Below are 12,244 nucleotides of genomic sequence, written 5' to 3' on the forward strand. Positions count from 1 at the left end.
GATTATAACCCTCCATCTTTTCTGGGTTGCGAAGGCTCTACGTAGTCGCTTCGCTCCCATTTGCTTTCTACCAAAACTCCCATTTGGGGGTTCCTCACACCATTGCGAAAGTTATTTTTAGGAAGTGGAGACTTACCTTTAGCCGACAAAACCTCCATCTTGACCGCTAGCTCTTTGTATGCAGGGGTATGAGTAGCTCGATCTGTATGAGACGAGGTAAGTGCATTGATAGCGCTCTCATTACTTTGAGAATTCATGGGCAGGTAAACTTCGCGCCCATGAACCCGGTCACTAATCAAAACCGACACCTTTACCGCTCCACGGCGAGAGGTAAGTCGAACAACACTCCCATCGCTAAGATTTCGTTCTTTAGCCAGCTCGGGAGATACTTCCAAGAAAGTACCTGGAGTTCTAGATGAAATTCCCTGAGACTTATATGTCATATTCCCCTCATGAAAATGCTCCAGGAGGCGGCCATTGTTGACGTGTAAGTCGAATTCATCGTCAGTCACTTCGCTTGGTTCAATGAACTCGAGTGGATAGAGTTGAGCTTTTCCAGATGGAAAGGCAAAACCATCCAAAAACAAGACGGGGGTATCGCTTCCATCTGGTTTTACCGGCCACTGAAGCGATGAAAATCCCTCCAGCGCCCCATAGGTAACACCGACAAAGATTTCGGCACACCTAGATGCCTCGTCCATGATCTCCTCGGGCGAGCCATAGCTCCAATTGGCACCAAGCGCATTCCCAATTGAAGTTATAATCTTCCAGTCAGGGCGTGACTCACCCAATGGCTCTAACGCTTGATAAAGTCGCTGAATGCGACGCTCGGTATTTGTGAACGTTCCCTCTTTCTCTAGACTCGGACTCGCTGGCAGAATTACATCTGCAAATTGCGCAGTCTTAGAAAAGAAGATATCTTGCACAACAAAGAGCTCCAACTTCTCAAAGGCGCTCTGGACGTGGTTAATGTTAGCATCGACAAGACCCATATCTTCGCCGATCAAATATAGGGCCTTTAGGGAACCGCCATGGATGGCGTCCACCATCTCATGGTTATCGAGACCAGCCGTCTTTGGTAGACCGACGCCCCACTGTCGCTCCCACTTGGCCACTACAACAGGATCAGATAGTTTTTCATAGCCTGGCATCATCGCTGGCATCGATCCAAAATCAGAGGCACCTTGAACGTTGTTATGTCCACGCAATGGATAGGAACCACACCCTGGTTTTCCATAGTTTCCAGTGATCAAAAGTAAGTTAGAGATCGCCGTAGAGGTATCTGAGCCCCCATTATGTTGGGTAACGCCCATTGCCCAACAGATTACGACGCCCTTGGCGCTGACGATCTCATTAGCCACTTCTATGAGTGTCTCTTTTGAGATTCCAGTAATATTTGAGGTTGTCTCTAGATCAAAAGGCTCAAGGCTAGCGATATAGTTCTCTAGGTTTTCAACCTTTGACGTAAGGAACTCCTGATCAGCTAAGTTATTTTCATAAATATACCTAGTGACCCCACTGAGCCAAACCAAATCGGTTCCTGGTTTTGGATGAAGGAAGATATCTGCACGCTCGGCCATCTCATGACGACGAAGATCCGCGACTATCAACCGCTGACCCTTGAGCTTATGTGAACGTTTTATTCGCGTCGCGATCACCGGGTGGCTCTCTGCTGTATTTGAACCAATGATTATCACCAGCCCCGCGGCCTCTATATCGGTCACCGAACCAGAGTCGCCTCCGATTCCAACCGTTCTCCAGAGTCCCATCGTCGCTGGACTCTGGCAGTATCTAGAGCAATTGTCAATGTTATTGGTCCCAACAACCGCACGAGCCAACTTTTGCATGAGGTAACTCTCTTCGTTGGTGCACTTTGAAGATGAGATGAAGCCCAATGCGTCGGCTCCGGCTTCACCTTTTATCTCTCTCATGCGTCGGGCTATATAGGATATAGCCTCATCCCAACTCGTTTCACGAAAACCCTCGCCATCTCGAATCAACGGAGTAGTAAGTCGTTCCTTGGAATTTATGTAGTCCCATCCAAATTTACCTTTTACGCAGGTAGATACGGCATTTGTCGGACCATCGCTCGGTTCCACTTTTAGGATCTTGCGACCTTTGGTCCATACCTCAAAGCTACAGCCGACTCCACAATAGGTACATACGGTCTTGGTCTTTTTGATCTGCGACCCTCGAAGCCGAGATTCCATCTCCGAGATAGCCATAACCGACTGAATTCCAGTAGCTGGTTCGGCTGCTTTTGTAAGTGCGATCATTGGGGTAGTCAACGAAGAAGGTAGGCCAGAAAGAAACCCGGCTTCACCAAGCATCGACTTTTCTATCAATGCATTACATGGACAAACCGTAACGCAGTGACCACATCCTACGCAGCTAGATTCACCGGCCAATACACCATCGTCCCATATGACACGTGGCCGTTCCAAACTCCAATCGATCGAGAGGGTCTCGTTGACCTGGAGATCCTGACAAGCCTCTACGCAGCGACCACAGAGGATACACTGGCTTGGATCATATCGATAAAAGGGATGAGAAGCGTCAATCTCATATGGCTTAGCTTCAAATTCATACTTTGGGTGCTTAATCCCAGAAGCCGATATCGTGTTATGGATTACGCAATTGCCGTTATTGTTCTCACATAAGGTGCATGCGAGGTCGTGATTATGCAAAACACGAGAGATTGCTTCTATTTGAGCCGCCTTAGCACTTGGAGAATCACTCAACACGGCCATGGCGTGGCTAACTCGGGTATCGCATGCTCGTACAAGCTTTGAATCAACCTCAACAAAACATGTATCACATGTCCGAATTGGACCCAACACTTCGTTGTAACAGATCTGAGGCAACGTCTGCTTGTAACGATTGACTACATCTATTAGCAACTCACCAACTCGACAGGTCGCCTCAATACCATTTATCGTAATCGAAATCTCTTGACCATATTCCATAGTAGCCAAGCCTACATCTATAAATTTACGATTACTGAGTCAATAGGGAGCCAAAATTCCAGATGGGCACCAAAAATCATTTCGGCTAATGGCGATAACTGGCCGGCTATCTGACAATCCATACAGTCCAGTGACCCAAAGGTCGCCAAAGCCAAATCTCACGACCTCTTCAGAGACCAAATTACCGTCTAGAGCTACCGAAGGTTGCTTAGAAATAGGTAGCTTTGACCCGAAATGACGTATCACCTAATTGCGAAGCGTTGCTCGGCACCACAATACTAAATCTATATCTATCTCAGCTAAACGACACCCTGGTCACATCTTGTACAAGGGGTGCGACAGAAATTGCCATACAACTGGGCAATCTAATCGCAGGGCAACGAGATGTTTCGACGCCCACCTCTTTGCGCCCACAAGCGACAACAACGGCGGACCGAAACCCACCTGATACAAGTTGTCGAGTCAAGTGAGCTGCGATCGTCCTATATTCAACTAACAACTAAGTCAAGAAATCTGACCAAACAGTGGCGTCTTTGGTATCTATAGTTAGAAGGTTATTTCGTCGATCCATCCGTCTGGCCACACCGAACACCTCCATTTACTAGGGTGTAGCCAAGGAGGTTTTAATAAATGCAAGAAGCGAAGATTCTCACTGTATCAGATGGAGTAGCGAGCGGAGCCAGACAAGATCTATCGGGGCTAGCAATTGAAGAACTCCTAATCAATAACGACTTCGTAGTTATCGAGCGACGCGTCTGTGAAGATGGAAGAGACGTTGTAGCTTCGAACCTGTTGGAGCTAGCAAAAGACTTTCATGGCCTCATTGTAACCACCGGTGGCACAGGATTTAGCAAACGAGACCAGACTCCCGAGGGTACGGCTCTCGTAATCGAACGGGAAGCACCAGGCTTTAGCGAATATATGCGCGCAGCTAACCCCTTGGGGATGCTCTCACGAGGAAAATCAGGTATTTATCGATCGAGCCTCATTTTAAATACACCGGGCTCCCCAAAGGGTGCGACCGAAAACCTTCAAGCCGTGATCGATCATCTAGGACATGCTCTAGCACTTTTGGAGGACCCTGCGAATCCTCACCCAACTAAACCATGAGCCAAGACGACACTAACAGCTGGAGCGACAAAGACGACCAAATGATGCGTCTTGCCATCGCAGCCTCTTGCGATTCTCGAATCATTGCCCGACCAAATCCATGGGTGGGAGCGATAATACAAACTTACGACAATGAAATTGTAAGCGGGTCGACTCAAGCACCTGGCGATCGCCATGGCGAGATTGTGGCGCTGGACAAACTGGGTGATAGAGCCCGATCTGGAACCCTTTGGGTAACACTAGAGCCATGCTCACACCATGGTAAGACTCCCCCGTGCGTCGAGCGAATCATCTCATCAGGAATAGAACGAGTCGTGGTCGGAATAATCGACCCTGATCCAAGAGTTGCTGGAAGTGGAATAAAGATCCTTCGTGAAGCCGGGATTGAAGTTTGCGTCGGTGTCCGCGCTAAAGAGGTCGCAATGGATCTAGTTGGATATCTAATCTCTAGGAAGTTGGGACGCCCAATGACATTGGTCAAGTTGGCATCTACCTTAGATGGATACATCGCCGCAAGTGACGGAACCTCCAAATGGATCACCAACGAGGAATCCCGTCTGGCAGTGCAAGAACTTCGGGCCGACAGCGACGTGATAATCGCTGGATCTGGAACCCTTAAAATCGACGACCCATCTCTCACAGTTCGATTAGAAAATCGACGCTCGCCCCTACGAGTAGTACTCGGAGCGATCCCACCAAATGCGAAAGTCCATCCCGCTAGGTCATTTAGTGGTGATATCAAAGATCTACTTAGCGAACTAGGCAAAGAAGGCAACCTCATGGCAATGATAGAGGGAGGCGCACACGTAGCAAATCAATTTCTCAATCAGCACCTGATCGACAGATTACACATCTTCTATGCCCCTAAAGTTTTAGGAGGTGGGCAAGGTCTGCGACTCTTCGAGGGCCAAGGTGCGCTAACGATGGCCATGGCCTATGAGTTTGATCACCTCGATACTAGAACTCATAGGGGTGACATAGAGGTAATTGTCCAATCAAAAGAGACCACGAAGCTCATCCAAGAAGTCGTAACAGCTTCAACGAACCACTAAGACAGTAATCCGCTTTGATTCGTCAATCACTATGGGAAAATCCAGAAATTAAATTTCGCCGATCAGAAAGTCTTAAAGCCCACTAAATGATAACCAAGCCAGTGCAACTTATATCTGTCCAAGTCTCTCACCACAACAATCAAGCCTTAGATTTCTTGGTTGACTCCTAAAGTTGCCTTGGTGAGACTATTGCCAAAGAATGCAACGACACCTTGATTTGTCGTTGAGCCAAAAAGCGCTTTCCTCAGTCCCTGGCAACTAGTCTCTTGCAGCTGTTCTCGATCTCTTGCAGCTGTTCTCAATCTCTTGCTAAAGACTCTTACAAAAAATAGAAGTCCATCAGCGTCAGCTTTGGATCTGGTCCATCACCGAGCGCATCTCAAGAGCCGCCATCGCTGCATCAAATCCCTTATTTCCGGCCTTAGTTCCCGCCCGCTCAAGAGCTTGTTCAATACTATCCGTTGTAAGAACACCCATAATCACTGGGACTTCACTCTCAAGCGAGGCGTTCAATATACCTGAGGCCATGGAGGAGACGACAACGTCGTAGTGGCTCGTAGCTCCACGAATCACTGCACCAAGGCAGATAATTGCTCCGTAGCGACCGCTCTTAGCCCCCACCTTTGCCAGCAAAGGCAACTCCGCTGCTCCGGGTGCATAGGCCAGGTCAATATTGGCTTCATCCATTCCATGACGAACCAAGCAACGCTTGGCGCCCTCAACCAATGGATCCACAACCAGCTCGTTGAAGCGAGACGCCACAATCAACACTCGCCACTTCGGAGGTTCATATGTACCTAAATAAACAGCTCCCATTCGAGCTTCCTTTCACCTTGTGGACTATTCATCCAAATTATGACAGATGACCGCAGTTATGGAGTCATCGAAATTCATTGTGCTGTCAATTTTGCTCGATTAATTTTGCTCCATCAAGGGTCAAAGTCAACTGTCAAAGCGCTCAAAAAACCATTTTGCACAGGCTAGCTTTGACCCAAAACGCTTTGGCCTAAAACGTCACGACCCAAAAATGCTGCGACCACTCTCGCAGAATTGAGTCGATCATATACCTTCGATCAGGTGACCCATGCGACTCTTCTTAGTCCGAAGATATTCAATATTTGACGGATTAGGAGAGGTCGTTAGTGCAACTCTATCGACGATGTCAAGGCCAAAACCGGCCAAACCTCCGTATTTGGCGGGATTATTAGTGAGCAGCCGCATCTTTCCGACGCCAAGATCCACCAATATCTGAGCTCCAATGCCATATTCTCGCGAATCAACTGGAAGTCCAAGCTCCAGATTGGCATCAACGGTATCGAAGCCCTCATCTTGTAGAGAATAAGCACGAATCTTATGCGCGATTCCAATTCCGCGCCCCTCGTGGCCCCTCAAGTAAACAATTACCCCTGATCCCGCCTTTGCGACCATCTCAAGAGCACTATCGAGCTGCGGACCACAGTCGCATCTCATCGAGCCAAAGACATCCCCTGTGAGACATTCCGAATGAACACGCACGAGAGTTGCTACATCTGGATCGATCTCACCCATCGTAAGGGCAAAGTGGCTTTCGCCATCGAGCAGTGATTCAAAGACATATCCGACAAAATCACCGTATTTTGTCGGGATCTTAGCCGACGCACCATCGACCCGACGAACTAATTTTTCGTTTTTTCGCCTATACCGAACAAGATCTGCAATAGAGATCATTACAAGGCCGTGCTTTGTCGAAAAGGACTCCAGCTCATCAAAACGTGCCATTGCCGATTTATCACTGGTGACAATTTCACAGAGAATACCAGAAGGAGCAAGTCCTGCCAAAATCGCCAAATCGACAGCCGCCTCAGTGTGACCTTGACGCTTGAGAACCCCACCTTGGCGATATCGTAGCGGCAGCACATGGCCAGGTCGAGCCAGGTCCCTCGGCTTTGTTAGAGGATTTACCAACGCCTGAATAGTTGCTGCTCGATCAGAAGAAGATATGCCAGTTGTGGTTCCGTGCACCGCATCCACGGTAACGGTAAAGGCAGTTCTTTGAGATTCCGTGTTCTCATGAACCATCAGAGGAAGGTCTAGCTCGTCGAGGCGCTTACCGATCATCGAGGCACAGATTAGACCTGAGGTATGTTCTAGGTAAAAGCTTATCGCTTCGCTGGTAACGAATTGGGAGGCCATAATGAGGTCGCCCTCATTCTCACGATCCTCATCGTCGACCACCACCACCATCTCTCCACGTGCGATGGCTTTAATAGCCTCTTCAATTGCAGCTAACGGCACAACAAAACCTCAATTACGAAAAAATAAACTTGGCACAAGCCAAATACAATCGGCAAAGCTATCTAACTGCCGAAAACTGCGCGCTGGCAATTCGAGATACGTGCTTAGCCAAAACATCAAATTCTATGTTGACAAGATCGCCCGGCGCTCGATCTCCAAGAGTTGTGACTAAAAGAGTGTGAGGGATCAAAGCTACCTCAACCCAATCCTCGCCATTTCCAGCAACGGTCAAAGATACCCCGTCGATAGCGATAGACCCCTTTTCGACGACGTAGAGGGCGTCGCTTGGTGAGATTTCAATGCGAAATCTCTCGCCAGCGCTTAGCACCTTGGCGGTTGAATCAATGTGACCTAAAACAAAGTGGCCACCAATTGAATCGCTGGCGAGCATGGCAGCTTCTAGGTTTACCCTTGTCTCCAAGGTGTAGGTCAGTACCTTTGTCCTAGATTGAGTCTCGCAAACAACATCGGTGCTAAAGGTCTCATCACTGAAATCCACCACAGTCAAACAACAACCATCCACCGAAATCGATTCACCAATTTCAAAGCCTTTGCCTCGGTTGAGCCATTGAAAGATATATCTTGAAGAATCTATTCCAACCACAGAGCCAATACTTTGGACTAAACCGGTAAACATTAAATCATCAACTCCAATGATTGATAGCTGCTACTGAAATGATAACTTCTTAGAGCCGACTCTAACTCCACGCAACCAATCAGACGCAGTCATCACCCTTCGCCCCTCAGGCTGCACCTCTAACAAAAGTAGGCCACCTGGATTACAGATTACGATATCATCAACTATCGTTCCCGGATCATCATCATCGAGCGCATCGATCTCTATAGGCCGCGCTGAAATGATCTTGACGCGCTTATCCTTTAGCGTCGTCCAGGCCTCACCCAATCTAACGATCTTGAAATTAGCCTCAGAATCCAAGTTGAAGTCGCAATGGAGGTCGTCAGAGGTAATCTTCTTAGCGTAAGTCACTTCACCATTCTGCGTAACTCTTTGTGAGAAACCCTCGCTACCCTTAGAAAGATGATCGACCAATAGCTCGGCGCCTATCTCGGTAAGTGTCTCTCTTAGCTCTTGAGAGGTCTCATCACCCGATAGAATCAACTCCGACTGGGCAAAGATATCACCTTCATCAAGGCCAGGGCCGATCTCCATTAGGCACACCCCTACCTTTTCATCTCCGGCAAGAATTGCCCGCTCGATCGGAGCGGCACCTCTCCACCTTGGTAGCAGCGAAAAATGTATGTTGACAAAAGGAGCAAGCTCCAGAATCTCATCACTAAGGATCTTTCCAAAGGCAACCACCACTCCAAGGTCGAAGTCAAAATCAACCAACTCCACCGGATCATAAAGAACTTTGATGCCATGGACAAGTGCAACTTCTTCAACGAGCGTGGGCGAGATCGCCTTTCCTCTGCCGCGTCGAGCTGGTGGATTAGTGACTACACAAACCGGCGTCATATTCGATTCGATAAGGTGCTCTAAGACGCTTGCGGCCTCTTGGGGTGAACCCATAAAGACAATCTTTGGATTACTAGAAAGGCTACTGAACTCATTTTTATTTGCCACTATTTCATACTTTCGAGTGCGAGCTTACGAAGTTCCTTCTTCGAAGCCTTTAATTGATCAGGATCTAACCGTTCAACAAGCAATACACCGTTTAGGTGATCAAGTTCGTGTTGAAATACGCGACCTAATAAGTTGTCCCCTTCTATAGATACGGGATCTCCGTTTAGGTCGATCCCTTCCAAATGAACCACTTTGGGACGAGTAATCGGCCAGAACAACCCGGGCACACTAAGGCACCCTTCCTCGTAGGTCCATTCGCCGGAGGTCTCGGTGATTACGGGATTTAGAACAACCCTAGAACCATCGCCAATGTCATAGACAAAGATGCTTTTGGATATACCTATTTGGTTCGCAGCCAACCCTACACCGGGTGCGATGCGCATTACCTCGATCATCTCTTCGCAAAGGCGTGCAATCGAACCGTCGATAGTGTCGACCGCCTTAGTTCGTTGACGTAAAACTGGATCACCATAGGTACGAATCGGAAGTTTAGACACAACTTACATCCTAGTCCGCTTCGTGTCGCTATTGAAACCAACCGACCTTCGCGTTCTTCAAAGTTCAACGATTATAACCGAGCTGATGCTTTCAAAAGGTTACAAACATCTCCTTTGAAGCTCACGGCCAATGCTATTGTACAAAACACCCCACAAAGTGAGGTTTGAGAAACGCTCGATTAAACACTGCCTCTTGGACTTACCGACTAGTCAAACCAAAGTAAGGCAGCTGCCCCATTTCGCTAAATTAGGGCCACTTTAACTTCAGCCAATATAGACCATCGGCAAAGAGTAAGATCATGGAGGAAGTTGAGTTCTCGTTTTGTATATAACCGAGAAAACTAATGACACGCACCTAAACACAAACCTAAACAAGACAAACCCCAAGAACGATAATCCACTGACCATCCAAACCAAAGATAGGAATCTTCTATTTGAGGCGAACTATTCAAAAAGGATGAAAAAAATGATGAAAGGAGCCAACGGAATTGGAAAACTTGGCAAATGCACGTCGCTTTTATAAGGCATATGAGTTAGCGCATGCTGGCATATACTTCTATGACCCGGCCCACCAATACTACAAACAAGCTGGCGTCTCGTCCCGCTTTATGGGCTATTTCGCCTCACGGGTGGCAGGTATGGGAGCGGTAACAGCCCCTGTGGTCACTTCTAGCTTCTACTCATTTTCGCCTTCAGCGATAGAAAATTTCATACCCCTAGCTTGGTCTCTAACAACCCCAGGGGCCATGATCGAGGCGAGACTCAAAGCAGCAGGCGAGATGCTCGCCGTTCCATGTCAAAGCCTTGGAGACGAAGTTGATTATTTGATTGAGAAACTTGAACCAATTTCCAAGACGTTGCCCCTCTACGGTCGACCACTATTTGCCGGTCACCTATCCATAGAATTAAGCTCCGATCGACCAACGCGGCTATGGCAGCTGATCACTCTATTTCGTGAACACCGAGGCGACAACCATATTAACTGCCTCGTGCATGCACAGATAAGTGGAATTGAAGCAAATTATCTCCACTTCCTAGATGGGAGAATCCCTAGAGAATTTCTCACCAGATCGCGAGGATTTAGCGATCAAGAGTGGGATGACGCTCTCCAAGTGCTAATCACTAGAGGTCTTGTCGCTAAAGACGGTCAATCACTCACCACCGAGGGGAAATCTCTGAAGGCATCTATTGAAGACGAGACCGACGCACTCTCAAACCAAGGGCCTGCCCAACTCGCCGACGATACCGAAAGGGTCATCGAAACTCTTCAAAAGCTATCGAAGTTAGTCAAAGAGACCCACTCACTTCCGATTTAGAAGATACATCTTCCCGAGGCGACCTTCCCAAGTGTCAAAGCTTTAGGAAGGTCGCCCGCATCCATAAAACCAAACAGATTCGAATTCAGACAAACAAGAGCGCGCTAACATACCATTCGAAAGCCAATATGGCATTATCTCACCATTTCAAAAGCACTAGTTCATGCATTTCTGCGTAATTTAGCTCTGTCTTATTGAGATTTAACTCTGTCTTATTGAGATTTAACTCTGTCTTATTGAGATAGGTCTATGCCTCATATGTCAAAGCGCGCATCGCCACCTACGGTCCTGTCGTGTTTCGACTTGAGAACCAAAAATCAGGTGACACGCAGCCTTATCTAAGTCAGGGTCGCTCGCATCCCTATCTCCCAAAAATTCTAAGTCGGCATTTGTCTAAGATTATACCAGACTAGACCTATCGCCGAAAGATTAATGAAAAGTCACAAGGAGTCGTTCCTACAATCAAAGGCCACTAATTGAACCTCAAAGTTTTCGACACCTAAAATCAAATTTGCCGCAACCGTCAATTCGACCCCGCAGCAAGGCAAGCCAACTTTAAATCCTTCCAAAAACTCACGCACCTCTCGAAGATTCGCGACTGCTACCCAATTTCCTTTGATCGCCATAACGAGACACGTCACGGATTTAGACCTGTTGAAATTCGAGTTCGCCAAAATACCAATGAGAGCAACTATCCAGACTGCCACTGTCGCCATTATCAAAATCCGAAATCGAATCTACCTCGGGACGAATACGCTCCCAATGGCCTCACCCAGTCAAAATAAAGCGATTCCAACAAGAACAACCCACCACAAACGCTATTATAAAAAGTAACGATCACATAAAAAATGATCCGTAATCGATGCTTCGAATGCGTCTACATGGCTCATTCCAAAAATATTCAACCGAGCCAATCTAAATGAACAATCTCAATGAATCACGGATGCACCACTGGGTAAAAAGCACATAAAAGATCGGAGATCCTTTGACGGAGACCAAGAAAGGATCCTTTAGAGATTGCTCAACAACACCCAGCTAGAGAGTTGGAGCAAAAGAGTTGGAGCAAAAATCATGGGCATCGCCTTGCCTAAAAAGCCTCATCTGGGACGACTCACATGGGACGAATCGCCGAGGATCGCTTTTGTAGTCACCTGTTTAAAGTCGTCGCTTCTAAAAATCCTGTTCATCTCAATGATTCAATTTCACCATCCATATCAACCAGCGACACAGAGCACAACTTTACGACCTATCAAGACGATCAAAAAAGTAATTTCACCAAGAGGAATCTTTCAGATCTTTATTGCCTTGGGGCTATTGCCCCATACAGATACACCGCTCGCCATAGCGGTCTCGACAATTCGACAATTCGACAATTCGACAATTCGACAATGCCCTACAATGCAACAAAGCTCAATAATTCAATAACGCCTCGGAATAAGTAGTC

At 47.4% G+C, this 12,244-nt stretch carries 10 protein-coding genes; 3 read left to right on the top strand and 7 right to left on the bottom strand.

What is annotated here, in order from left to right; genetic code table 11:
* Window positions 1-2: 2 nt before the first annotated feature.
* Window positions 3-2,966: a formate dehydrogenase subunit alpha gene (gene fdhF / locus ACIDITHRIX25_RS95240; protein WP_201733164.1), complete on the bottom strand. Its 2,964-nt coding sequence runs from the start codon at window positions 2,964-2,966 to the stop codon at window positions 3-5.
* A 630-nt stretch (window positions 2,967-3,596) separates the two neighbouring features.
* Here fdhF and ACIDITHRIX25_RS95245 point away from each other — a divergent pair.
* Together ACIDITHRIX25_RS95245 and ribD are read left to right on the top strand one after the other, a co-directional pair.
* Complete coding sequence (locus tag ACIDITHRIX25_RS95245) at window positions 3,597-4,076, top strand: MogA/MoaB family molybdenum cofactor biosynthesis protein (RefSeq protein WP_052606267.1); 480 nt, start codon at window positions 3,597-3,599, stop codon at window positions 4,074-4,076.
* 41 nt (window positions 4,077-4,117) lie between these two features.
* The gene (ribD, locus tag ACIDITHRIX25_RS95250; RefSeq protein ID WP_160291851.1) at window positions 4,118-5,128 is read left to right on the top strand and encodes a bifunctional diaminohydroxyphosphoribosylaminopyrimidine deaminase/5-amino-6-(5-phosphoribosylamino)uracil reductase RibD; all 1,011 of its coding nucleotides are present in this window, start codon (window positions 4,118-4,120) and stop codon (window positions 5,126-5,128) included.
* 345 nt (window positions 5,129-5,473) lie between these two features.
* Here the strand turns inward: ribD and ribH are convergent, their stop codons facing one another.
* The 5 genes from ribH to def all read right to left on the bottom strand — a co-directional run bounded on the left by ribH (window position 5,474) and on the right by def (window position 9,484).
* Entirely contained in the window at window positions 5,474-5,944 is a 471-nt protein-coding gene (gene ribH, locus ACIDITHRIX25_RS95255; protein WP_052606270.1) for a 6,7-dimethyl-8-ribityllumazine synthase, read from the bottom strand.
* 243 nt (window positions 5,945-6,187) lie between these two features.
* A complete protein-coding gene (locus tag ACIDITHRIX25_RS95260; protein ID WP_052606271.1) occupies window positions 6,188-7,402 on the bottom strand; it encodes a bifunctional 3,4-dihydroxy-2-butanone-4-phosphate synthase/GTP cyclohydrolase II in 1,215 nt (404 codons plus the stop codon).
* A gap of 58 nt (window positions 7,403-7,460) precedes the next feature.
* Entirely contained in the window at window positions 7,461-8,039 is a 579-nt protein-coding gene (locus ACIDITHRIX25_RS95265; RefSeq protein ID WP_052606272.1) for a riboflavin synthase, read from the bottom strand.
* A gap of 30 nt (window positions 8,040-8,069) precedes the next feature.
* Window positions 8,070-8,987, bottom strand: a complete 918-nt coding sequence (gene fmt / locus ACIDITHRIX25_RS95270) for a methionyl-tRNA formyltransferase (protein ID WP_201733165.1) — start codon at window positions 8,985-8,987, stop codon at window positions 8,070-8,072.
* On the bottom strand, window positions 8,987-9,484 hold the full coding sequence (gene def / locus ACIDITHRIX25_RS95275; RefSeq protein WP_052606274.1) for a peptide deformylase: 498 nt from the start codon (window positions 9,482-9,484) through the stop codon (window positions 8,987-8,989). The genes fmt and def overlap by 1 nt, the downstream gene beginning before the upstream one ends.
* A 488-nt stretch (window positions 9,485-9,972) precedes the next feature.
* Between def and ACIDITHRIX25_RS95280 the strand changes: the two genes are divergently transcribed.
* Window positions 9,973-10,800, top strand: a complete 828-nt coding sequence (locus ACIDITHRIX25_RS95280) for an SCO6745 family protein (RefSeq protein ID WP_201733166.1) — start codon at window positions 9,973-9,975, stop codon at window positions 10,798-10,800.
* Window positions 10,801-11,240: 440 nt separating this feature from the next.
* Here ACIDITHRIX25_RS95280 and ACIDITHRIX25_RS95285 read toward each other — a convergent pair whose 3' ends face one another.
* A complete protein-coding gene (locus ACIDITHRIX25_RS95285) occupies window positions 11,241-11,516 on the bottom strand; it encodes a hypothetical protein (RefSeq protein WP_052606276.1) in 276 nt (91 codons plus the stop codon).
* Window positions 11,517-12,244: the final 728 nt, after the last annotated feature.

This window comes from Acidithrix sp. C25, from assembly GCF_904848545.2.